Annotated in this window: 24 protein-coding genes; 14 read left to right on the top strand and 10 right to left on the bottom strand. The window is 45.4% G+C overall.

The genetic code is table 11. The features are described from left to right. The first annotated feature begins 22 nt into the window (after positions 1–22). From BUR42_RS12610 to BUR42_RS12580, 8 genes are all read left to right on the top strand, one after another. Positions 23–397, top strand: a complete 375-nt coding sequence (locus BUR42_RS12610) for an SPW repeat domain-containing protein (RefSeq protein ID WP_074239574.1) — start codon at positions 23–25, stop codon at positions 395–397. Beyond that, a complete protein-coding gene (locus BUR42_RS29760; RefSeq protein WP_159442261.1) occupies positions 391–555 on the top strand; it encodes a hypothetical protein in 165 nt (54 codons plus the stop codon). The genes BUR42_RS12610 and BUR42_RS29760 overlap by 7 nt, the downstream gene beginning before the upstream one ends. A 236-nt stretch (positions 556–791) precedes the next feature. Next, positions 792–2,522 (top strand): hypothetical protein, encoded by a 1,731-nt coding sequence (locus BUR42_RS12605; RefSeq protein WP_074239573.1) that lies wholly within the window; start codon positions 792–794, stop codon positions 2,520–2,522. 16 nt (positions 2,523–2,538) lie between these two features. Next, positions 2,539–4,749 (top strand): hypothetical protein, encoded by a 2,211-nt coding sequence (locus tag BUR42_RS12600; RefSeq protein ID WP_143197432.1) that lies wholly within the window; start codon positions 2,539–2,541, stop codon positions 4,747–4,749. A gap of 8 nt (positions 4,750–4,757) precedes the next feature. Then, positions 4,758–5,405 carry a hypothetical protein gene (locus tag BUR42_RS12595; RefSeq protein WP_143197431.1) on the top strand — a complete coding sequence of 216 codons (648 nt, stop codon included), beginning with the start codon at positions 4,758–4,760 and terminating at the stop codon, positions 5,403–5,405. A 45-nt stretch (positions 5,406–5,450) separates the two neighbouring features. Beyond that, positions 5,451–5,768, top strand: a complete 318-nt coding sequence (locus tag BUR42_RS12590; protein WP_200798253.1) for a nuclear transport factor 2-like protein — start codon at positions 5,451–5,453, stop codon at positions 5,766–5,768. 47 nt (positions 5,769–5,815) lie between these two features. Continuing rightward, positions 5,816–6,415, top strand: coding sequence for an FMN-dependent NADH-azoreductase (locus BUR42_RS12585; RefSeq protein WP_074239569.1), 600 nt, complete (start codon positions 5,816–5,818; stop codon positions 6,413–6,415). Positions 6,416–6,449: 34 nt separating this feature from the next. Continuing rightward, positions 6,450–6,956, top strand: a complete 507-nt coding sequence (locus tag BUR42_RS12580) for a hypothetical protein (protein WP_143197430.1) — start codon at positions 6,450–6,452, stop codon at positions 6,954–6,956. Position 6,957: 1 nt separating this feature from the next. On the opposite strand, the gene BUR42_RS12575 is transcribed toward BUR42_RS12580, so the two are convergent. Continuing rightward, positions 6,958–7,554 carry a TetR/AcrR family transcriptional regulator gene (locus tag BUR42_RS12575; protein ID WP_074239567.1) on the bottom strand — a complete coding sequence of 199 codons (597 nt, stop codon included), beginning with the start codon at positions 7,552–7,554 and terminating at the stop codon, positions 6,958–6,960. 71 nt (positions 7,555–7,625) lie between these two features. Between BUR42_RS12575 and BUR42_RS12570 the strand changes: the two genes are divergently transcribed. Further along, positions 7,626–8,780 carry an FAD-dependent monooxygenase gene (locus BUR42_RS12570; protein WP_074239566.1) on the top strand — a complete coding sequence of 385 codons (1,155 nt, stop codon included), beginning with the start codon at positions 7,626–7,628 and terminating at the stop codon, positions 8,778–8,780. A 3-nt stretch (positions 8,781–8,783) separates the two neighbouring features. Here BUR42_RS12570 and BUR42_RS12565 read toward each other — a convergent pair whose 3' ends face one another. From BUR42_RS12565 to BUR42_RS12555, 3 genes are all read right to left on the bottom strand, one after another. Next, entirely contained in the window at positions 8,784–9,074 is a 291-nt protein-coding gene (locus BUR42_RS12565; protein ID WP_200798252.1) for a hypothetical protein, read from the bottom strand. A 119-nt stretch (positions 9,075–9,193) separates the two neighbouring features. Next, a complete protein-coding gene (locus tag BUR42_RS12560) occupies positions 9,194–10,051 on the bottom strand; it encodes a DMT family transporter (protein ID WP_074239564.1) in 858 nt (285 codons plus the stop codon). A 77-nt stretch (positions 10,052–10,128) separates the two neighbouring features. Then, entirely contained in the window at positions 10,129–10,671 is a 543-nt protein-coding gene (locus tag BUR42_RS12555) for a T6SS immunity protein Tdi1 domain-containing protein (RefSeq protein ID WP_074239563.1), read from the bottom strand. A 157-nt stretch (positions 10,672–10,828) separates the two neighbouring features. Between BUR42_RS12555 and BUR42_RS29565 the strand changes: the two genes are divergently transcribed. The 5 genes from BUR42_RS29565 to BUR42_RS12535 all read left to right on the top strand — a co-directional run bounded on the left by BUR42_RS29565 (position 10,829) and on the right by BUR42_RS12535 (position 14,184). Next, the gene (locus BUR42_RS29565; RefSeq protein ID WP_143197429.1) at positions 10,829–11,008 is read left to right on the top strand and encodes a hypothetical protein; all 180 of its coding nucleotides are present in this window, start codon (positions 10,829–10,831) and stop codon (positions 11,006–11,008) included. 12 nt (positions 11,009–11,020) lie between these two features. Continuing rightward, complete coding sequence (locus BUR42_RS12550) at positions 11,021–12,028, top strand: bestrophin family protein (protein ID WP_074239562.1); 1,008 nt, start codon at positions 11,021–11,023, stop codon at positions 12,026–12,028. A gap of 75 nt (positions 12,029–12,103) precedes the next feature. Beyond that, positions 12,104–12,562, top strand: a complete 459-nt coding sequence (locus BUR42_RS12545) for a carboxymuconolactone decarboxylase family protein (protein ID WP_074239561.1) — start codon at positions 12,104–12,106, stop codon at positions 12,560–12,562. Positions 12,563–12,588: 26 nt separating this feature from the next. Further along, positions 12,589–12,930, top strand: coding sequence for a YciI family protein (locus BUR42_RS12540; protein WP_074239560.1), 342 nt, complete (start codon positions 12,589–12,591; stop codon positions 12,928–12,930). A gap of 9 nt (positions 12,931–12,939) precedes the next feature. Further along, a complete protein-coding gene (locus BUR42_RS12535; protein WP_074239559.1) occupies positions 12,940–14,184 on the top strand; it encodes an RNA polymerase sigma factor in 1,245 nt (414 codons plus the stop codon). A gap of 136 nt (positions 14,185–14,320) precedes the next feature. Here the strand turns inward: BUR42_RS12535 and BUR42_RS12530 are convergent, their stop codons facing one another. From BUR42_RS12530 to BUR42_RS12505, 6 genes are all read right to left on the bottom strand, one after another. After that, on the bottom strand, positions 14,321–14,677 hold the full coding sequence (locus tag BUR42_RS12530) for a YciI family protein (protein WP_074239558.1): 357 nt from the start codon (positions 14,675–14,677) through the stop codon (positions 14,321–14,323). 224 nt (positions 14,678–14,901) lie between these two features. Next, positions 14,902–15,657 carry an SDR family oxidoreductase gene (locus tag BUR42_RS12525; RefSeq protein WP_074239557.1) on the bottom strand — a complete coding sequence of 252 codons (756 nt, stop codon included), beginning with the start codon at positions 15,655–15,657 and terminating at the stop codon, positions 14,902–14,904. A 192-nt stretch (positions 15,658–15,849) separates the two neighbouring features. Then, the gene (locus tag BUR42_RS29990; RefSeq protein WP_234979664.1) at positions 15,850–19,047 is read right to left on the bottom strand and encodes a sigma-54-dependent Fis family transcriptional regulator; all 3,198 of its coding nucleotides are present in this window, start codon (positions 19,045–19,047) and stop codon (positions 15,850–15,852) included. 147 nt (positions 19,048–19,194) lie between these two features. Further along, positions 19,195–19,947, bottom strand: coding sequence for an alpha/beta fold hydrolase (locus BUR42_RS12515; RefSeq protein WP_074239556.1), 753 nt, complete (start codon positions 19,945–19,947; stop codon positions 19,195–19,197). Positions 19,948–19,967: 20 nt separating this feature from the next. Beyond that, complete coding sequence (locus BUR42_RS12510) at positions 19,968–20,954, bottom strand: alpha/beta hydrolase (RefSeq protein WP_074239555.1); 987 nt, start codon at positions 20,952–20,954, stop codon at positions 19,968–19,970. A gap of 271 nt (positions 20,955–21,225) precedes the next feature. After that, on the bottom strand, positions 21,226–21,696 hold the full coding sequence (locus BUR42_RS12505; RefSeq protein WP_143197428.1) for a hypothetical protein: 471 nt from the start codon (positions 21,694–21,696) through the stop codon (positions 21,226–21,228). Between the last annotated feature and the right edge of the window lie 269 nt (positions 21,697–21,965).

Genomic DNA, 21,965 nt, shown 5'->3' with positions numbered 1-21,965 from the left:
ATAGAAAATCAAAAGTTTTCCTATGCGTATCATTTCTACCAGATCACATGCCAGGCTGGATTACATGTATGGTATCCTGCTGATCAACGCTCCCTGGATCTTCCAATTTAACGACGGAACAATTGCAGAATGGCTGCCGGTATTGATGGGCGTTGCCACGATCTTCCTTTCACTTTTTACACATTATGAAGGTGGTCTCTTCAGGGCCATTTCGTTTAAAACCCACCTGTTGCTGGACATAACAGGCGGGTTGATATTGATGGCTGCGCCCTGGTTATTCCATTTCTCACATGAGGTGTTCCTTCCACATCTTGCACTGGGCGTTTTCCCCGTAGTGGGTTCACTGATAACTAAAACAGTGCCTTACAACAGGCGCATTGCTTATAGCGTATGGTAGACAAGGATAAAAAAGATAAAGAAGAACAGCACGAGGTTTCCACAGAACGCCAGGTGCCGGAGGTCAGGGAATCTGATCTTCCGGATACGGGCAGGAGCAATGTAAAGGATGCAGGGTTGGATGATGTGGAAGAAACAGATGACCTGGATACGAAATGATGTAACATAAAACGGTTTGTTAACTTAAAAGGGTTTTGGTCCTAACAGATTGACACCCTTTTGTTTTTTTTGAAAAATTCAAAGTAAAGAGTACTTTTAATAGCTGATTGTGATGATTATGAGTGAATTAGCCCCGTTGATCCTTCATTAGCATCAGATTTAACCGACACCCCATTTTCGTTGAGCGGCATCTTGCTTTAATATTTTTATTAATATTATACTGTATATCTGATAATATGATCCCTGTAATTCCTTCCCTGCTCACCGGCGTTTTGTTGCTGTTGATCCTGCTTATTGGCTGTAGGCTGGTATTTCTCTTATTCCGGTACCTGTTCTTCAGGCCAAACATGTTTGGTGTCACCTTTGGTATGCGGCTTTTCACGATCTCCGTATCCTGTTTCCTGTTCCGCGATTTCTTTTATGTGCTTTTCTGGGTACCGGTTTCTTTGATAAAAGTGCCATTGGAACAGTTGCTGAGTGGGATCGAAATAGCAGTGGGCACAACGGAAAAAGTGGGTACAGAGAAGGTGTATATGTTGATTAAGAACACCTACAGCCTCCTGCTTGAAAAGACCAGGCTCTTTACCCCGTATTTTTTAGGCGGCCTGCTAACAGCCTGTCTTTTACATGAAGTATTGAGGAGCCTTTTTTATGATGAAGCAACCACCGATTACCAGATACGGAAAAGGAGCCTTCAATTCTATCATAGCAGTATCATCGGAGGTTCCAGGGCGGTTAAGCAGAATGTTGCCCTGTTCCTGCTCATGAGCGGAAGTTTATACCTGATCCTCTGTGTAACCATTGCCATTCCCTATAATAATAACTTTCCTGGGTACAATGATCAGAACAAGGATACGGCGGTATACCAGATAAGGATCGCCGCATCAGGTGATCTTAGTATGACCATGAATACTTTTGCCCAGGATACGGTTCCGCTAAGCCAGGTGATGAGGACCACTAATGTGGAACAATTGAGCGGATTGGCCAAAGAACTGTTAAACCGGAACAACGGGCAGTTCATTGGAAATATGGAAGAGCAGCACCGTTATCTTGTGAAACGGACGAATGAATTCAATAATTCCGTAAAGGAATTTGTAACGTCCAAAGATAACCTTGTTAAAAAACTGAATGATAAACTGAAGGGGAAAGACGGATCTGTTAAACTCAGGTATACCTATTACCAGCTATTGCAGGAGTATGTTGGTAATGAGATCAGGATCAAGGAAGACCTTTACCGCAGGGCATTGGCCAGGATCAATGATGACTACATGTTCTATGTAAAGGATCCCATTGCACGTTATGTATCTGCCTACAGTGGTTTTGTAACAGATCTGGGAAGGGTGAAAGACGGTAATATCGTTCCGGCAGAAATATCCAATTACACCAGCACGAACTTTATTTTTTACAGGCAGCCGGGAGATATATTGCCGGATGCATCCCAATGGGGTCCGGAACCAATAGAACCTACGCCGGGTACGGATTGGGGTTGGCTGGGCAGAAGCGCCAGCTGGCTGATCAAACCCAATGCACCTGATCTTGTTTTACTGATCGGGATGTTTGGCTTTGGTATGCTGGGCGCAGCCATTTCAAGCTTTGTGAATATCCGCAGGAAGATCTCACAGAAAGATCCTTTGGTAGATAACCTGTATATCGTGATCATCCGTGGCTTCTCTGCTGCTATCGTTATTTTCCTGGCTACCAAAGGAGGTATTGCCATTGTGAACAATGGCAGCAATAATCCTAACCCGCACGTGTTATTCCTGGCTTGCCTTGTTGGTGCTGTGTACAGTGAGCGGATCTGGGAATGGGCAAAGAAACAGCTGGCATTGAAAACAGATGGAGCCGGAGAGCCATTCGCGCTGGCAGATGAAAATAAAGATGCCTATAATAAGGAAAGTGACCAGCCCCGTCGTGAGCGCTCCGGTATTGCTGCTCCCGATGAAGGTGCTATAAATCCTATCGACTAGAATAAATCCCTGATAGATGAAAAAGATACAACTTGTTTGTTTACTTGTATTGTTATCCGGCAGCTTGTTGGCGCAAGACAATTATTTTACGGAAGCAAAAAAGCTGTCCAAACTGGCAGAAACGGCATTGAAGGATGTAGTGGTTAGTCTTGATGCAAATGGGAAACCTGTTCTAACAAGCGGAGGGGAAAAAATGAATACCCTTTCCAAACATGTGCAGAAATTGGTAGCTGCTGCAAAGCAGGATGCATTTAAAACTGAGCGCCCTGCAACTGATCCGGTTCCTGTACCTGCAGAAGGAGCTATCGGAGCACCCGCACCGGCCCCGGCGGTAGCAGCAGTTCCTGCAGTATTGTCTGATGAAGAGAACAAAACGATTGAAAAAGAGATCCTGTATGCTGCCTGGCTGCTGAAAGTAAAGAGTGAAGATGAACTGAAAAAGGTACGTGACTTTCCTGCGAAATTTTTATTCCTGAAGGAAATTCAAAAGGCCATAGAGGTGTTTGTTGGTCAATCAACAGGAAGCCCTACGAACTTTGCATTTTCTGAATCAGCTATTATATATGGCATCACAGATTTTATCATCCGCCGTGGAAAAGAAGAACTGGTAGAGTCTTATCTGGAAGGCTGGTATAACCGCCTGAATGAAAGTGAAATTTTAAGCCCGTTATTGGTACAAACCTTAAGCGTTACAAAAGCTTTCACCCAGGATAACGGGCTTGGCCTGGCCAAATATGGGGATAAGTGGAAAGCCGCCATGCAGGAAGACCTCAGGCGTATTCCCCACCTGTTAATGAACGAACAATACGTGGATGTTCTATTTAGCAAGATACCGTCCATACAAGATGCCACAAAAAAAGAACTGAAGGCGGCCATCATGGGAAGCGCAGACCTTACTTATCGCCTGTACCTGAAAGAACATGTGGTAAGCGCTGTTGCTTCTATTTCCGATGGCTATTGTGCAGGGCAGGATGTATTTAAAGACAATCCTTTATTTAAAAGGATCATTGTGCTCTCTGATATCCTGATGAAGGTATCTGGTACACTGGAAAATAATACTACTTATAAAGCTGTGAAGCTGGACGATGTGGAAACACTGGATGCAGACAGCTGGATGGTGCTGATAAAACTGATGTATGCCCGGAACAACCGCCGCCTGGAATATGTAATGGATTCCCCTGCTAAACTGGATATTTTTAATGGTGATCTCTTCAAAAAAACAGAAGCGTTTCATTACCTGGTTAGAAAGGTAATTGCACAGGTGCAAACTTATCAAAACCTGATCAGCCAGGCTGGAACCGGTAAACTTAGCTTTGACGACAGCCGGAAGTTGTTTGAAGTTGCATTTGGCCTGTTCACACAAACACAGCAGTTTATGAAGTTCTTTAAACTGGAAAAAGATGATGTATTGTTCAAAGCCAGCATAGAACCTTACTTCCGGTATGCGCAGGAAATAGGAGAGGGGATCTCTACCCAGGAATATGGCAAAGTGCTGGATGGTGCGTTAGGCGTTTTTACCACCCTCAATAAAGGACAGAACAATCCTGATTTTGATAAGATGATCAGTAACCTCCAGCTTTATGGCAGCTTTATGCTCAACATCCTTTCAGCCGATAAGCCGGAGCAGGTAGAAGCCGCTTTGGATGAACTGATCCCGAAAGGAAGATATCAGCTGAAGAATACAAAACAGTTTGCTGTATCCCTGAGTGCATTCCCGGGTGTAATGCTGGGCGCTGAGAACATCCGCAAATATCCTACAGATGCTTCCGGCGCTATTGTTCCTAACCAGGATAAGAAAACGGCTACCAGTTTCTCTGCAGCCCCTTATTTGCCGATCGGTTTTGATTTTAGTTTTCATGTACGTTCCCGGAAAGACCTGGAAGAGCGTGCAAAGAAAAATAAGTATGCCAGCATGAGCGTGGGCTTGCAACTGGTAGATCTTGGCGCGGTACTGAACTATCGTTTGTCAGGAGACTCTACAGAATCCACCGCGCCGGAGATCAGCTGGAAACAATTGTTATCTCCGGGAGCGCAGGTGATGTGGCATTTCAATAACAGTCCTGTTGTGTTTGGCCTTAGCTGCAATTACACGCCTGAGTTACGGAATATAGATCAGAAAGGTGTTACCTATTCCGCCAATGCCTTTAGGTTCGGCGCCTTTTTAGGGGTAGATGTAACCATCTTTAACCTGCATCTTTCCCGGAGGAATACCGGGCAGAAAAAATAAACGGTTTTATGCAGAACAATACTAAAATATTGAGGGAAGGAATATGTGGAGCAGGCTCCCTTGGAGGCTTTTTTACCATGCCGGGCCGGGATGCTGTTTATGGGATCTCTAATAACCATGTACTGGCCAATCTGAACAATTGTGCTGTGGGGGATGCCATCCTCAGGGCAGATACCCATGAGCAGATAGCTACTTTGAGCCATTGGGTACCACTCAGTGTAATGAATGCCAACCATACCATTAACCTGGTAGATATGGCACTTTGCAAACTAACGCCTGGTATTCAAACAACATGGCAGATAGATGATAGTACCATCACCAAACCGGCAGGGTATATTGAACCCCGCCAGTTTGGGGTTGTATATATGAAGGAAGAGAATGGGGGTGTAAGGAGAGGGAAGATCATGAAAAGCTTTATCAACCATGTGATGCAGTTTGACCTTTGCGGTAAACCCTACCTGTTCACCAAACTGGTTGAAATTGCACCTACAGATGGCCAACCTTTTTCACAGCCCGGTAATTCCGGCAGCATTATCCTGTCCAGCAGCCATTTGATCGTTGGGTTGCTGGTGGGTGCCAATTCAGATGCCACCAGGAGTTATGCGGTTCCTTTTGTGGATGGTATCCTCAAATTCGCACCGCTGGAAATATTGTGATCCTAACCCCGACCTTGGGGCAGAAAAAAAACAAATAACATGAACATGGAGAAATTAACCAACCCTGTTGTTAAGAAAGCCATTGAAGCATTGAATGCCGGTGACAGTAAAGCATGGTTCGCTTTATTTACGGCCAATGCGGAGCTTTATGATGATGGCAATAAAATGAACTTCAAGCAGTTCTCCGGGAAGGCTTTAGGCCATGAACGGTTTACCAGTATTGATAAAGTGGAGAACAACAGCCTGGATGTATATGGCAAATTTCACAGCGATCAGTGGGGAGATTTTAAAACCTATTTCAAGTTCCATATAGATCCTTCAGGAAAGATCAGCCGGCTGGATATCGGGCAGGCAAGTTACTAGCATGTCCCCGTTTTGTTTTATTGCTCGTTATAAAGCAAAACGGAATAATGAAAAAGATCCTTCGTATAACGTCCAGCCCGAGAGCGGAATACTCCAACAGCAAAAAGCTGGGAAAGAAACTTACTGAGCAGTTATTGGCAATGCATCCCGGCTCAGTTATCGTAGAGCGGGACTTAGTAGAAACACCCCCTCCTTATTTGCAGCAACAACATATTGTTTCCTTTTTCAAAGACCCGGCAGACCGGACTGCGGCTGATATGGATGTATTGGCTTATTCTGACGGTGTGGTGCGGGAGGTCTTTGAAGCAGACATTATCATTATCGAAGCGCCGATGTATAACTATGGTATTGATGCCCGGCTAAAATCATGGGCAGATCAGCTTTTGCGTATCGGGGTGACCTTTGGTTATGATGCGGAAGGGAAACGGATAGGGCTGGTACAGGGAAAGGTGGCCTATATTGCTATGTCGTCCGGAGGGATTTATTCAGCGGGGGAAACGCCGGCTTTGGATTTTGTAGCCCCTTATTTACGATCCATATTGGATTTCATTGGTATTAACAATTCCCGGGTTGTTCGGGTGGAAGGCGTGTTGTTTGCATCGCTGAGTGAACAGGAAATAGAAGTATATGCAAAGCTGAACAATTAAGTATTTTCGATGTTCAATCATAAAACATTTGAATATGCTTAGGATATCTCTTACGCTATTGTTCTCCTTTCTTATGACCGTACTGCATGCCCAGCAGATCAAAGATGGCGAAACCCTGGACCTTGATGGTATTGCCGTTACTTTTAATATTGTGAACAAGGAATCGGTTGATGTAAAAGGGCAGAGTTTTGACCGGTATAAAGTAGTGGCCAGTGTTCAGAACAATACGGGCAAATCATTTAATGTACGCCTTAAAACCTATCCTGATCTTTCAAGTATCGGGGGCGGTAAAATTGTGGAATTAAATTGTGTGAATGCTACCGGTGCCAGGCTTACGTCCAAAAAACTGGAGGTGAGCATGGCCACGCATCAGATAAAAGTAACTTACCTCAACAGGAATAATGATGGTAAGCTGGTAAATTCTGAGATGACCATTCCCGCAGGTTTCTTTTTGGATTCCGGGCAAAAGGTGGAGAACGATGCTATTTTTATTGTTCCGAAGGGCGAGGCACCACAGGTATCTGTGAAGAAGCTAATGTAGGTTAATCTGCAAATTCCTTCAATCCCTTCGCTGTAAAATACGGATAGAACATCCCCCAGAATAAGCCCGAATAGTATTTCAGGGCTTTTTTCTCCTTTAATTGTAAGGTGATCTCGTTGCTGGACAGCCAGAAGTCAGTAACGATGAACAGCTGATGCACGAATAATTTTAATATATCCTCTGGTATATCTTTTCTCATAATTCCCTGCTGTTGCATGACGTTGAAAATATACAGGAACTGTGGCTCCCGTTTTCGCAGGTTGTCTTTATAATGTTTTGTAATGGCCGGAATGCGGCGGCCGATTTCCACGAAATGCAGGAATATAAAACGGAATTCGTAGATCAGTTCAAAGCTGGCCGTTACGCTCTGACGGAAAGCATTCATTTTATCCGGAGGAGTTACCAGCATTGCATCGAAGCGGGAAGCCAGCCGGTCATATAATGCCTGTATGATAAGATCTGTATTTGCATAGTGGTATTGGAGGTTGCCATGGCTGATGCCCATGGCCTGGGCTACATGCCGGACAGTTACAGCTTCAATCCCCTGCGTGTTAAATAATTCCAATGCGGTATCCAGTATCTTATCCTTTGTGCTCATAAAATAAATATTAGGCCATTTGACCTAGAATGGAAATAATTAGTACATTTGACCTAAAGTTACATTATTTTATGAAAGTGATCATCATCGGAGCGGGTATTGGTGGCCTGACGACTGCGCTTGCTTTACAGCAAAGGGGGATAACATATGAAATATATGATGCTGCACAGGGGAACCAGCCGGTGGGTGCTGGTATCATGCTTGGAGCAAATGCCATGCGGGTATATGACCGGCTGGGTATTGCAGGGGAATTAAAAAAGAAGGCTGTGCTGGCGGACAATATTTATATCCGTAACTGCCGTGGGGAGATCTTACAGGAGATCAACAATGCGGAAGTAGAAAGAAAATATGGTACTGGTACTTACGGATTACACCGGGCCACTTTGCAGGGTGTATTGCTGGAGCATTGTGCGCAACCTGTACAGTATAATAAGCACTGCGCATCCATCAATGAAGACAGTAGAGGCATCACCGTGCATTTTTTGGATGGTAGTTCGGCGCAGGGTACATTGGTCATAGGAGCAGATGGTATCCGTTCAGCTGTTCGTGAACAATATGTAACGAAGGCCCGTTATCGTTATTCAGGGCAGACCTGCTGGAGGGCCATTATTCCTGTAGATCTGCCAGCGGCAGAAGCACGTGAAGCTTCTGAGATCTGGAGTAAAAAAGGGGATGGCCTGCGTGCTATGTTTACACAGGTTGGCCCGCAGCAGGTCTATTTCTGGGCAACCAAAGCCATGCCTGCCGGCACGGTCATGTCACCTGAAAAGGCTTTGCCATATATCAGGGAACAACTGGCGGATTATCCCGGATACATGCAAACCATGTTGCAGCACCTGCGCCCTGAACATCTGATACAAAACGACCTTTCCGATCTGGAGCCACTGAATATATGGCATCGCGGACGTGCTGTATTGCTGGGAGATGCTGCACATGCCACTACACCCAATGTAGGGCAGGGAGCAGGGCTGGCAATAGAAGATGCATGGGTGCTGGCGCAATGCCTTGCCGCTAAGGAGAATTATAAAAAGGCATTTGAAACTTATCAGCAACGCAGGATGGGGAGAGCGAAGAAGATCGTTCAACTATCCTGGCAGATAGCAAAGCTGACCAACTGGAAAGGCCGTTTCCTTACCGGGTTGCGTGACGGCTTGATGAAGAGCATGCCTAAGCGAATGGCAGAGAAACAGCTCGCATTTTTCTACGGAGTGAACCTGGATGAATAAGGATCAATCCCACATGGTGCCATCCAGCCCCAGTACAATACCCATCCACAATCCAATAACATAAACCAGTATGCTCAATACAATAGCCAAACCTTTTTTCCAGCCTGGCTGGTTAAGCAGATGTTGGTCTATAACGTAATAACATGCGCCACCTGCTGCACCTGCCAGGGGTGTTATAATAAGTGGCCTTACTCTCCAATACGCTGGCCAGGCGGGGTTCGGTTCTCCGGCAAATATGAAAAGGGAGATCACTGCTAAAGCGATGGCTGCACCCAGTAGCATACGTTTAATCAATAGACCTTTATTAATTGGCTGAGTTGTTGAAAGATTAGATGTCATGGCAGTTTACTTTGTATTTCAAAGTTAAGTAAAAGTACTTTGTATTTCAAAGTATTTGGGGAATATTTTTTGTGTTACTTCGCAAATCGCTTAGAACCGGCTACACAGAGGATCACCCCTAATGTGATCCCTAACATGCCCAAACTCACCTGTTCATGCAGTAAAGTAGCTGCCAGGGCTAATCCAAAGAAAGGTTGCAGTAATTGTAACTGTCCAACGGCAGCTATACCTCCCTGGGCCAAACCGCGATACCAGAAGATAAACCCGATCAGCATACTGAATAATGAAACATAAGCCAGTCCGATCCAGGCTGCTGTACTGATCCCGGAAAAGGAGGAGGGAAGGAAGAAGAATACAGCAGGTGCCATAAAAGGCAAAGACAATACCAATGCCCAGGAGATAACCTGTGCCCCTCCCATTGTTTTTGAGAGTTTGGCTCCTTCGGCATAGCCCAGTCCGCATACAATAATGGCCAGCAGCATCAGGGTATTTCCAAGAGGGGATGCGGAAAGCCCCCGGGCAACGGCGAAACCTACTACCAGTAAACTTCCCAGGATAGAGAATAACCAGAATGCCGGGCGGGGACGTTCTCCGCCACGTATTACACCAAATATGGCTGTTGTAAGTGGTAACATGCCCAGGAATACAACAGAATGTGCGGAAGTGATGTATTGCAGGGCCAGGGCCGTCAGTAAGGGGAATCCTAATACTACGCCTGCTGCTACCATAACTAAAGGGAGGATTTGTTCTTTTGATGGCCGCTTTTCTTTAGATAGCAGCAGGATGCAAAGGGCAAGTATGCCTGCAATACTTGCGCGGGCAACTGTTACGAATACGGGGTTAAAGTCAAGAACAGCTATTTTTGTGGCGGGTAGCGAACCGCTGAATATCAATATGCCGATGAATCCATTTATCCAGCCGTTATTTATCATGCAGGTAAAAATAAATAAGGAATTTCGATAAGCACAGTATCAGTTTTGTATATTTTGAGGGGTTCAGTTAAGCATAACTACTGGATTTTGCCTATGGCCTGTGCGATCAGGGAAATATGTTCTTTCATCTTCACTTTTTGAAGGTTCCCCACTTTTTCCGGGCCTCCCAAACCGAGTAAAGGCACGTACCCATAACATTCATCGAAAGCAACAGGGCCTGATCTTTCTTTTGCTGAAAAATAATTTGCCCCCTCCAGGTCGTCGTTGATGTAATCAGCATCATTGATGTCCTCAAAGAAGTATTCAAAACCGGATTCAAGTACTTTAGAAGTACCATGCCTGGGATCAAGCAGTATGGTATAATTGTTTTCCCAGATAATAAGATCAGACAAACCGGTGGCAAACATTACAATGGGGTTCTTATATACAGGGCTATAGATTTCCCTGAGTGATGGCTCAAGATCATCCGGGTTCACAATTTTAAGATATCCGTCTGCTATTGTGCCGAAACCATGTTCCTGCCAGAAGGAGATGAGTTTTTCGGGAAGTAGCGGGCGATACTTTTCGACTAAACCATTTTCGGGGCTTAGTTCAAACTGGAAGTTATCGGTGTTTTTCATAAGTTAAATGTAAGAAACAAACCGCTCACTATATACCGTGTAAAAACGATATATCGCTACGTTAAACTTTTACTCCTGCAATTAATTAATTGATCTTAAACATGTTAACCCTGTGGCACATAGGTTGCAAACCCTTCATGAACTAAATCCAACAATCATGAAAGCGCTATCCGAGATCTTTAGGAGCCTTTTTAGAGGCAATAATACAACGCCAAAGGTGACCACGGTGGAAGAAGCCCTGGATCCAATCCATGAAAAAGACATTTACGATGGCAGTGAGTTCCTGGATGATCAGATCAGAACGGATGATGCGGAAGAAGATGAAACGAACAAATAGACCCATTTATACATGCACATAGGAAAATCTTATAAATTCGCTGCTTTTCTTTTCTGGACAAGGAGAAAGATCTACACACTGATCATACTGGGCATCATACCGGTGATACTGTATCATCTTTTAGGAATAAGATGGCTTGTAGTTCCCTGGACGGTAGTTTCGCTTTTAGGTACCGCTACTGCCTTTATCGTAGGATTTAAGAACACACAAACGTACAACCGGACCTGGGACGGCCATACCATTTGGACCAATATCAGTAATAGCAGCAAAGCCTGGGCGATCATGTGCCACGATTACTTCCAGGACGAAGCGTTTGTACGTAAGCTGTTCTACCGGCACTTTGCCTGGCTCACAACGCTACGTTACCAGATGCGGGAAAATCGTATATGGGAAGTGGCAGACGCACGTTACAATGCAGAATACCAACGTTACTACAGTATTCCTGAAAGGCAACATACCTTCGAGGATGAGATGTTGAAATATATCCCCAAAGAGGAACTGGCTCATATTTCAGGTATGCATAACAAAGCAACGCAATTGCTGGTGTTGCAGAACCAGACCATCAAAACGGCTTATGACAGTGAAGCGATCCAACTTGCCCACTTTATAGAAATGCAGCGGATGCACAATAATTTCATCATTCAGCAGGGGCAGTGCGAATCCATCAAAGAAACACCTTATCCCCGGCAGTATTCCATTATCAATACTATTTTTGTACGCATGTTCTGCTGCCTTCTGCCATTTGGCATGTTGCAGGAGTTCGACAAATTGAATGGCATGGTAGCAGGAGTAATGAAGGGGCATATGATCTGGCTGGTGGTCCCCTTTAGTGTACTCATATCCTGGATGTACACCTCCCTGGAACAGGTAGGGGAAAGTACAGAGAACCCTTTTGAGGGAAGCTCCAACGATGTGCCCATTTCCCAGATCTGCCGGGCAATAGAAATAGATCTCAGGGAAATATTAGGTGAAAGAGAATTACCTGATCCTATAAAGGCCCGGAACGATATCCTGGTATAAATAAATTTTTTTAGGAGAATTTGTCGAAAATGGGGAATTCAGTTGTTATAATAGAAACAATAAATTAAATAAAAAATGGAACAAAGGATTAACTTTCAGGAAAAGGGCCAGGGCGCTCTTAAAACACTCTTTCATACCGGCGCATATCTTAAGAAATCGCTGATTGATGAGAAATTGATAACATTGGTGGACATGCGCGTATCGCAGATCAACGGTTGTGCTTACTGCCTGGATATGCATTCAAAGGATGCCCTGGCACATGGCGAAGATGCCCAGCGTTTATTCACTTTGAACGCATGGCGGGAAACACCGTTCTTTACTGACAGGGAAAGAGCTGCGCTGGCATGGGCTGAAGCAGTTACTGCTGCCCACGTACCGGATGATGTGTATGCAAGGGTAAAAGAGCAGTTCACAGACGAAGAACTCGTAGACCTGACATTGGCGGTGTCCACTATCAATACCTGGAACCGCTTTAATATAGCCTTCACTAACCCGGCCGCAGTAGGAACTTACAGGGCAGGACAGTTTGGCTGAGGAACAGGAAGAAAAAACCATGAAATATGAATGAATTCTTATTGGTATTCCGTAGAGACTACAAAACAAAGGAGATTCAACCGTCACCGGAACAACTGCAGGCGCATTTGAGCCGGTGGCGGGAATGGTTTAATGATCTTAAGAGCCGCGATGTGCTGGCAAGACCGTTACAACCATGGGAATCGATGGGGAAGGTGCTTAAACATGATAAGAGTGTAACAGATGGCCCTTATGCGGAGATCAAGGAATCAATCGGAGGATTTGTAATTATTAAGGCAGGAAGTTATGATGAGGCTGTTGAAATTGCAAAGGGAGCGCCGATCCTGGAACTGGGAGGTTCAGTAGAGATACGTATGGCACAGGGATAAGAGAGGGCTATGGAGGAAAAAGAATTGTTACCTCACCTGTTTAGAATGGAGTACCGGAAAATGGTTTCGGTACTGAGTTCGCTGTTTGGCATTGAACATATAGAAATGGCAGAAGATATTGTGAGTGATACTTTCCTGGCAGCTACCGAATCGTGGAGTGCCCGGGGAGTACCTGAAAATCCAACTGCCTGGTTATATACGGTGGCTAAGAATAAAACAAAGAACTGGCTGAAAAGGAACAACTTCTTTCAACAGAAATTGCTGACAGACCTCCGCTACAGTATCCCGGAAGGGGAGGAGATAGAAATAGATCTTTCTGCCCGTAATATTACAGACAGTCAGCTGGCAATGATCTTTACGGTGTGCCATCCTTCCATCCCCACGGAATCGCAGGTAGCGCTTGCTTTAAACCTGCTCTGCGGCTTCGGCGCGCAGGAGATAGCAGATGCTTACCTGACCACCAAAACCGTGATATACAAACGGCTGGAACGTGCAAAGGAGAAACTGAAAGATGCGGAACTAAAGATCCGGCAGCCCACCTTCTCCGAAATAAACGACCGCCTGGAAACGGTGCTGAAAGCTTTGTACCTCCTTTTTTCTGAAGGTTATTACTCTACCTCCCATAATAATGTACTGCGGAAAGAATTCTGTGTGGAGGCCATGCGGCTCAATTACCTCCTGGTAGAACAGCCGCACACCAATCAGCCGGCCGTGAATGCATTACTGGCTTTAATGTGTTTTCATGCCTCCCGTTTTGAAGCAAGGATGAATGAAACAGGAGAAATGATACTGTATGAGGAACAGGATGAAACGCTCTGGAACCGTGAGCTGATTGAACGGGGTGAGTATTATCTCAACCAGGCTGCAGATACCGCTGTGTTAACAAGGTACCACCTGGAAGCTGGCATTGCATACTGGCACACCCATAAAGAAGACTCCAGCGAAAAGTGGAACAACATCCTTGACCTGTACAACCAGCTGCTGATCCTGGAGTATTCACCCATTGCGGCCTTAAACCGCACCTTCGCGCTTTCCAAGGCAAGAGGCAAACAGGAAGCAATCATAGCGGCAGAGAAGCTGGGATTGAAGGATAATTACTTTTACTACGCATTGTTAGGAAACCTATATACACATATTGACGACAGAAAGGCGATGCAGCATTATGAAACTGCATTAAAACAGGTGAACAAACCTGTGGATATCGCCTTAATTGAAAAGAAGATCGGGCAAATAAAGCGCAGGCTGAACAATTAAAGACCTTATCATCAGGTCTGCCAGCCCTTGCTTTGTGTAACCAGGAGAACCCTTATAAAAAAAGCCTCCCGGCATGATATGCCCCCGAAAAGTATCTAACTTTTCGGGGGCACTTCAGTGTACCGGGAGGCTTTTTTTACGCTACAGGTACTGCCATCCGCACTTCAACAATGGCGCCATACTGAATGATCGGGCAACCTTTTGCCAGCTCAACCGCTTCGTCATAATCCTTTGCTTTGATCAGGATAAGCCCGCCGATGGATTCTTTACTTTCAGCATAAGGGCCGCTATACACTTGTTCTTTCTTCTTTTCGAATTTAATCACCCTGCCGTCTACATCCCAACGTTTGGGAGGTGTAACCAGTTTGTCCTGAGCGGCAATTCCCGCTACCCATTCCTGGTAAGGCTTAAGGGCTTCTTTCATTTGTTCAGGCGTGGGTGTTGGGTTGGCACTGGTAAGATCCCTGTGGATCACTAAAAGGAATTCCTGCATGTTATTACTGTTTTAAAATGAGTGAATTTTTGTTGATGAAACTTTCTGGCTTGCCCGGCGCCGATGTGTCGTTGCGTTGTTGACCGGGTGTCGCGAAAAATTGCGCCGGCGTTTGGCGGGCATTCATGCGCGAACGGGTGGAAAGCACATGCCATATACAACAGCCGCAACGAGCTGACACCCGTCATCTTCGTTACAAGCGGCACCTGGCAAGCCCTGAAAGTTTAGCTCCTGGCAGGCTGGTTAGCGAACCACGTTTCGAAATTGATCTGGCCAATGCGTGGATTATCGCCGGGAATCAGTGTTTTGTCGTTGAGCGGAGCGCCAAAGTATTTGGCGTTTACATCAGAAATTACGGTGCGCGGATCGTTCACGTTATTCAAATAACGTGCTACAAGCGCAGAGAGGCTTACCCTTTCAGGACCTGCAATTTCAACTGTTCCGTTTAACGGCCCTCCCAGTGCAACATCCACAACAGCAGCTGCTACATCGTCTGATGCAATAGGCTGTATGGGTGCAGGCGATAAATGGATGGCTTCGTCTTTAGCGGCTGATGCTGCTATGCCACCCAGGAATTCGAAAAACTGTGTAGAATGAATAATGGAATATGGTAAGCCGGAATTCTTGATCAGATCTTCCTGGGCTGCTTTTGCACGGAAATAGCCACTTTCCTGCAGTCTTTCTGTTCCTACCACAGACAATGCAATGTGATGTTTTACGCCAGCGTTTGCTTCTGCAGCCAATAGGTTACGGCCGGAGGTTTTAAAAAAATCCATCACGGCATTGTCTTCAAAAGAAGGAGAATTGGCTACGTCGATCACTACATTTGCACCCGCCATCACTTCGGCCAGTCCTTCGCCGGTGATAGTATTTACGCCTGACGCAGGAGATGCTGCAATGACTTCGTGACCAAACCCAAGAAGTTTTTTTACTGTTTTGGATCCTATAAGGCCGGTCCCGCCAATTACTACGATTTTCATGATCTGTTATTTTTTGTAACGAATAGTTTGCAAGTGAAATGCCACTTGTTTAATTGTTTATAAACCAATTAGTTGAATTTGTTCCTGAGCGTTGCCTTTCACTGTATTAAGAGGATTGCACGCTGTGTTCACGAAATAAAGCGGGAAGGCTGGAACAATGTATGTTCCAGCCTTCCCTTCGTTTTTGTTCATTCATTTTATAAAGTAGTCTGCTTTTGCGATCTTCAGTTTTCTCATTTTAGAATGCAGTGTGGTGCCCGGCACTTCCAGTATTTCCGCTGCCCCGCCGGCCCCGGAAATTTTTCCACCACATCGCTTCAATACTTCAATGATGTATGTTCGTTCGATCTGTTCCAGTGTTTTGGAAGAAGATGAATTTCCTTTCCCCTCTTCCTCCTGCTGGCGGAGTGGCAGATGTACTTCCTGGAGAATGTCTCCTTCACTGAGCAGGATGCCTCTTTCAATCTGATGTTCCAGTTCGCGTACATTCCCGGGCCAGTCGTAATTCCTCAATTGCTTCAGTACTTTGGAGGAAATACTGCTTACCTTCTTGCCGATGTTCTTACTGAATTTGGCAATAAATGAATTAGCCAGTGGTTCAATATCTTCCAGGCGTTCTCTTAAAGAGGGCAGATGAATAGGGAAAACATTCAGCCGGTAGTAGAGGTCAGACCGGAAACGCCCTGCCTGTACTTCCGCTTCCAGGTTACGGTTGGTGGCTGCAATGATGCGCACATCTACTTTGATGGTGCTTTTCCCTCCAACCCTTTCCAGTTCCCGTTCCTGCAGTACCCGTAATAACTTTACCTGTAGCTCCGGTGGCATTTCACCGATCTCGTCCAGGAAAAGTGTGCTGTTATTGGCGAGTTCAAACTTCCCGATCCGCCTGTCTATTGCTCCTGTAAAAGCACCTTTTTCATGACCGAAGAGTTCGCTTTCGATGAGGTGGGCAGGTAAAGCGGCGCAGTTCACCTTTACCATTAATTTATTTTTGCGGGGAGAGGAATTGTGGATGGCGCGGGCGATCAGTTCCTTGCCGGTGCCTGTTTCTCCCAGTAGCAATACGGTGGAAGCAGATTCGGCCACCTGCGTCATCAGGCGGTATACCTTTTGCATTTGCGGACCATTACCTACGATCTCTGAGAAATTATAGATGGTTTTGATCTGCTCTCTCAGGTAATCGTTTTCATTCTCCAGTTTCTGTTTATAGGCCAGGATCTTTTCAGTGGCGCGTATATTGGAAATAGCAATGGAGATCTGGGCGCAGATGCCTTTCAGGATGGTGAGGTTGAGTTCATCCGTCAGCAGCCAGAGTGTTCCGATATTGGTGGATCCTACACGCAAGGGTGCCCCAAATGCGTTCTTCATGCCTACATTCTGCCAGAACTGAACGATGGGGCCGGCATCGCTCTTTTTTATCTCCTCTGCGATATTGAATATAACCGGCCCATCGTTTTTAAGTACCCTCGCAGTCAGCGGTTCAGTGATATCAATGATCCTCGCAGCAAGTACCCTGAATAAGGGCTTTACCTCTTCTTCGAACACACTTTCATCATACATGTAAGGGAGGAGTGAGGCGCCGTCCTCTTCAATGAGGCGGATCATCACCAGTTTTATATTCAATACGTTCTGCAAAACATTGGAGATAGCCCTTTGCAGGTCATCTTTAGATCTGAGTTCGGCAATGTCACGACTGAATTTGAGCAGGAATGCCTGTTCCTTTTCACGGCGTAATATTTCTTCATTGGCAATGATGTTGTGCATGGCAATGGAGATCTGGGCACAGATGCCTTGCAGTAAGGGCATGTTGATATCTTCGAGGCCAAGCCACAAGATGCCCAGCGTTACATTGCCGCTGCGGAGAGGCGTGCCTATAACAGTTTTGAACCCTATCTTTTTCCAGAGTTCCAGGTAGCGGGCTTTATTACCCCGGTTGATCTCTGCGTTTACGCTAAAGTAGAGTGGGATATCACTGTTCAGTACCCTGTTCTGCAATCCGTCGTCAATAGGCAGTTTAGCCGTGAGTATTTCCTGCACCAGTTCATCGTTGTGTTCCGCAAGCGTTTCGTCATAGATGTAAGTGGTAGAGGTAACCTGGTCTTCGTTGATCTTGCGGATGGCATAACCATCCAGTGAGTTTAGTTTTTTAAGACTTTTACGTACTGCTTCTGCGAGGTCGGCTTTACTTCTTACTGCTGCAATATCGTTGCTGAATTCGAGCAGGAATGATTTTTCATTTTCCCGTTTCAGTATTTCTTCATTAGCTGAAATATTGCTCACAGCGGCAAACAGCTGACCGGAAATATGATTGACGATGTTCACGGCTTCCGGGCCAAAAGTGCCTTTTTCTGCGGAAAACAGCATCAAGGTGTATTTAGATGTACCATTCCCACCCAGTATTTTCACGATCATTTCCCGGGCGCCGGCTTCATAGTGCAGCTTGAACCAGCGCGGAGAATTTTCCAGGTCGAATGCCTTCATATCAAAAACCAGGGGCTTATAATATAGGGAGGCGATATCGTAGATGCCATCTTCTGCAGGAGTAGCCATATGCAATGCATCTCCGGAATCTGTCAGTTCTTTCAGTTGCAACTCGGCATCGATCAGATAGGCTTTATAATACTCTTCCTTTTCATCCATCACCGTGATCATACTGCGGGAGAAAGGCACGATCTCTTTCAGGCCGGAACTGAGTACTTTCAGCAGGTGCTGCCTGTCCCTCACCTTTACCATTTCTTTGCTTAGCGATAGCAATATTTTGTTGACAGCTTCATTATGACTGATAGACTCATACTTAATGATATTGGCAACAGCGCTGGAAACCTGTGGCGCAATACCGGTAATGATGCTTTTAAATTCCTCCGAAAAACCATCCGGATCTTTTGTATAAGTATGCAGGAAACCGATGATCTGGTCTTTATCTTTCAAGGGTGTCATCATGATCACCCTAACGCCCCGTTCATAGTTGACCTTCAGGAATACAGGGCTTCCCGGGAGATCCATCACATCTTCCAATAAGAAGGTAGTAGGCTCCCCGTTTGTTATCACCTCCTGTATAAATGGTTCATTCATCGGGAAACGGCCGGTCACCAGCTGTGGATATAAGGCATGATTTTGAATGAGGGAGGACCCGGGATCTAGCAGGAATGGTGTATATGATTCCCCATCGGGGTTGATAAGGGTAACAATGGCATGCGAAAAAGGATACAGCTCCCTGATCCTGGATGAAAAGATGGTGATGAGATCGGTTTTCTCTCTGACCTTTGTGATGTCGTTTCCCAGTTCCAGGAGGATCCGGCGTTCCGTTTCCAGTGACCTGATGCGACTATTCATTGCTTTAGCGCTTGTGTCTGCCGGGAAGCTAACCAGGAGTGTATTGTTCGTTTTCATGCTGAATAAACAGATTGTTCATAGGTATAACAATCACAATCCGGCAAATGGACATATTTCCAGGAAATTTTCAGCATGAATTTGATGATCAATCAATTAAGGACCCAGGCCAGCCAGCCCGGGTCCCTGATCTCTCATAGCAGGTTATTATAATCCCTGTGCTGCATTGATAATGACTTCCGCCACCTTTTCAGGTTGGGAAACCATGGGCACATGACTGGATTTCAGTTCGGTGGTTTTCGCTTTTATCATTTTTGCTTCCGCCCTGGCAAGATCAACAGGTACCATCAGATCTTCTGTACCAACAATGAACCAGGATGGTTTATCCTTCCAGGCAGCTGTTGAAATTTTGGTGACGGTGGCTTTCCCGGCCCAGGGAGTTTGTGTGGCTACCAATACCTGTCTTTCTTTGGCAGGCAGGTCCTGCGCAAAGTATTCATTGATACCTTTAGGCGACAGGCTCAGGAAACCAGATGCATCCTGCCTGAACTCTCCACTGCCGGGTGCAGCAGGGAATGCAGACGTTACATCCACTACCGTTTGCCCATCGTTGGGAACCAGTGCGCAAACATATACCAGGCCTGCCACTTTGGGATCATTACCTGCTTCTGTGATCACCATGCCTCCGTAAGAGTGCCCTACGAGCAGAACCGGACCATCCATTAAGGCAATGGCCCTTTTAGTTGCCGCTACATCTTCTTCCAGGGAAATGAGGGGATTTTGCACGGCAATAACATTCAATCCCCTGGCTTGCAGGCGGGGAATGATCTTTGACCAGCTGGAGCCATCGGCAAAAGCACCATGTACCAATACTACATTCTTAACTTGTGCCTCAGCGGGGTTGGATGTAATAGCAGCTGTTGCAAGCATTGTTGTAGCAACGATTTGTTTGATAGACATACATTTGTTTTTTTAGGTGATTAGTCGTTCAATGATTTTTTAATAACAGCGGCTGCCTGCAGCAGTGCAGTTTTAACAGCCGGCACTTCCGCGAGTGCATTTAATAATCCGTAATCATGGATCAAACCGCCATACCGGGTAAGCGTTACAGGTACACCCGCTTCATCCAGTTTGCGTGCATATGCTTCTCCTTCATCGCGGAGCACATCATTTTCTGCTGTCTGAATTAAAGCCGGAGGTAAACCTTTTAATTGATCAATGGAAGCTCTTAGAGGAGAGGCATAAATTTCTTCCCGCTTTTTCTTTTGAGGTAAATAATTATCCCAGAACCACTCCATCATTTTTTTAGTAAGGAACCTGCCTTTGGCCATCTCATTATAGGAACCTGTTTCAAAATTAGCGTCCGTAACAGGCCACAACATCACCTGGAGTTTTATTTCCGGCCCACCTTTGTCTTTTGCCATGAGGGCAACTGCCGCCGTCATATTTCCACCAACACTATTACCCACTACCGCGAGGTTTTTACCATTCACACCTATTTCGCCGCCATGTTGTGCTACCCACTTTGTAGTAGCATAGATCTGGTTGATGGCTACAGGATATTGGGCTTCCGGAGATGGAGTGTAATCAGGGAAAACTGCTACGGCACCGCTTGCTACAACCAGGTCCCTTACGAGCCTCCGGTGCGTGGGATAATCTCCCAATACCCATCCGCCGCCATGAATGTATACGAACACAGGAGCATCCGGTTTAGCATGTAAGGGTTTTACAATGTGGAGCTTCACAAATTCACCATCCTGTGTGATGATCTTCTCTGATTCTTCGATGTTTGAATAATCAAAGGCAACTGAGCTTTGGGCATTTGATAAAACATCCCGCGCGTCTTTAGGACTTAGCTTTTCGATAGGCTTACCGTCTCCGGCATTCAGCTGTTTTAAAAAATTCCTCACCTGCAAAAAGATCTGTTCATCGTTTTCTGCTTTTGCCGGCTTTTTGGATTGTGCCATAATACTTGTGTTTAGTTGAATAAATAAGATTGTAAGGAAGATCAGTACTCTCATATAAGAAGTTTGTGTACGCACCAGTAGTTGCAAGTGGCACGCCATGTTGCAATAGGTTGATAATCACATGCTGTTGTAAGATGTACAACGGTTTTTATGACCGTATTTCGTCAATTAGCGATTTGATGCCCTGTATATCGCTGGGTTAACATTTATATTAAACACCAAAACCCGGTCCTGTACAGGACCGGGGAATCAATTAGCAGATACAGTTGTATTAACTGTTTCGTACGATCGTTGTACCGAATATTTTGTTGATGTTCACGATGGAAGGAAAAAGAGAAGCGACGGAATTGAATTTGCTGATGCTTTCCTCATCGTTGTTTACAAGAAAATATACATTGCCGCGGGCCAGGTCTTTCAGGATCAATCCATACTCTGAAGTGATGACTGCTGCTGAAGGCATATCCGGCAATGCATAGAGGGTATTGCCAAGTGCTTTCTCCACCAGGATGTCAAGATCATTGATGTGCAATATCAAACCTTCCGGACCGGAAATTGCTTTTACGTTTCCCTGTACCAGGTTACCGGTAACGGCCTTTGCGGCAGCTGCCAGGTTTTCGTTTCCGGCATTGGGATTTGCATCATTATCCTTATTGCAGGAGAAAAGGAACAGGGCAACCAGCAGGCACATGGCTGTTCCGGGAAGCAGTGTCTGCATCCCTGGTATTGGATTTTTAAGCTTCATTTTTTTAAAGTTTAAGGTGATTTATCAATAGAGGTCTGTTTAAATGCCGGCAATTTAAACTACTGTAAAAGTAAAGCATATATTCCATAATGTAAAATAAACTTTACATAAAGTAGTGTTTGTTTGTCATGTGATGTTGCCTGTAATTGGGTATATTTAATGCAGGAGATTGGTTTACAATGTTTGCTGGATTCAACGATGCTAAAAAAATGTACACTATGCGCCAGGCAAAGGCGTGTGTTTATCGGGCTTAAGAAAGGTGTTTATTA

It is taken from the genome of Chitinophaga niabensis, from assembly GCF_900129465.1.
In the GTDB taxonomy this organism is placed as follows: Bacteria; Bacteroidota; Bacteroidia; order Chitinophagales; family Chitinophagaceae; genus Chitinophaga; species Chitinophaga niabensis.
Note: the sequence above shows the minus strand (reverse complement) of the source record. Positions and strands in the feature narration are given on the sequence as shown.

Coding starts and splice junctions, on each gene's coding strand:
- BUR42_RS12510 (WP_074239555.1), bottom strand. CDS start 20,954: ATGGCACAATCCAAAAAGCCGGCAAAAGCAGAAAACGATGAACAGATC.
- BUR42_RS12555 (WP_074239563.1), bottom strand. CDS start 10,671: ATGAAAAACACCGATAACTTCCAGTTTGAACTAAGCCCCGAAAATGGT.
- BUR42_RS12570 (WP_074239566.1), top strand. CDS start 7,626: ATGAAAGTGATCATCATCGGAGCGGGTATTGGTGGCCTGACGACTGCG.
- BUR42_RS12525 (WP_074239557.1), bottom strand. CDS start 15,657: ATGAAAATCGTAGTAATTGGCGGGACCGGCCTTATAGGATCCAAAACA.
- BUR42_RS12600 (WP_143197432.1), top strand. CDS start 2,539: ATGAAAAAGATACAACTTGTTTGTTTACTTGTATTGTTATCCGGCAGC.
- BUR42_RS12610 (WP_074239574.1), top strand. CDS start 23: ATGCGTATCATTTCTACCAGATCACATGCCAGGCTGGATTACATGTAT.
- BUR42_RS12585 (WP_074239569.1), top strand. CDS start 5,816: ATGAAAAAGATCCTTCGTATAACGTCCAGCCCGAGAGCGGAATACTCC.
- BUR42_RS12580 (WP_143197430.1), top strand. CDS start 6,450: ATGCTTAGGATATCTCTTACGCTATTGTTCTCCTTTCTTATGACCGTA.
- BUR42_RS29760 (WP_159442261.1), top strand. CDS start 391: ATGGTAGACAAGGATAAAAAAGATAAAGAAGAACAGCACGAGGTTTCC.
- BUR42_RS12550 (WP_074239562.1), top strand. CDS start 11,021: ATGCACATAGGAAAATCTTATAAATTCGCTGCTTTTCTTTTCTGGACA.
- BUR42_RS12575 (WP_074239567.1), bottom strand. CDS start 7,554: ATGAGCACAAAGGATAAGATACTGGATACCGCATTGGAATTATTTAAC.
- BUR42_RS12595 (WP_143197431.1), top strand. CDS start 4,758: ATGCAGAACAATACTAAAATATTGAGGGAAGGAATATGTGGAGCAGGC.
- BUR42_RS12535 (WP_074239559.1), top strand. CDS start 12,940: ATGGAGGAAAAAGAATTGTTACCTCACCTGTTTAGAATGGAGTACCGG.
- BUR42_RS12560 (WP_074239564.1), bottom strand. CDS start 10,051: ATGATAAATAACGGCTGGATAAATGGATTCATCGGCATATTGATATTC.
- BUR42_RS12540 (WP_074239560.1), top strand. CDS start 12,589: ATGAATGAATTCTTATTGGTATTCCGTAGAGACTACAAAACAAAGGAG.
- BUR42_RS12530 (WP_074239558.1), bottom strand. CDS start 14,677: ATGCAGGAATTCCTTTTAGTGATCCACAGGGATCTTACCAGTGCCAAC.
- BUR42_RS29565 (WP_143197429.1), top strand. CDS start 10,829: ATGAAAGCGCTATCCGAGATCTTTAGGAGCCTTTTTAGAGGCAATAAT.
- BUR42_RS29990 (WP_234979664.1), bottom strand. CDS start 19,047: ATGAAAACGAACAATACACTCCTGGTTAGCTTCCCGGCAGACACAAGC.
- BUR42_RS12505 (WP_143197428.1), bottom strand. CDS start 21,696: ATGAAGCTTAAAAATCCAATACCAGGGATGCAGACACTGCTTCCCGGA.
- BUR42_RS12590 (WP_200798253.1), top strand. CDS start 5,451: ATGGAGAAATTAACCAACCCTGTTGTTAAGAAAGCCATTGAAGCATTG.
- BUR42_RS12545 (WP_074239561.1), top strand. CDS start 12,104: ATGGAACAAAGGATTAACTTTCAGGAAAAGGGCCAGGGCGCTCTTAAA.
- BUR42_RS12515 (WP_074239556.1), bottom strand. CDS start 19,947: ATGTCTATCAAACAAATCGTTGCTACAACAATGCTTGCAACAGCTGCT.
- BUR42_RS12605 (WP_074239573.1), top strand. CDS start 792: ATGATCCCTGTAATTCCTTCCCTGCTCACCGGCGTTTTGTTGCTGTTG.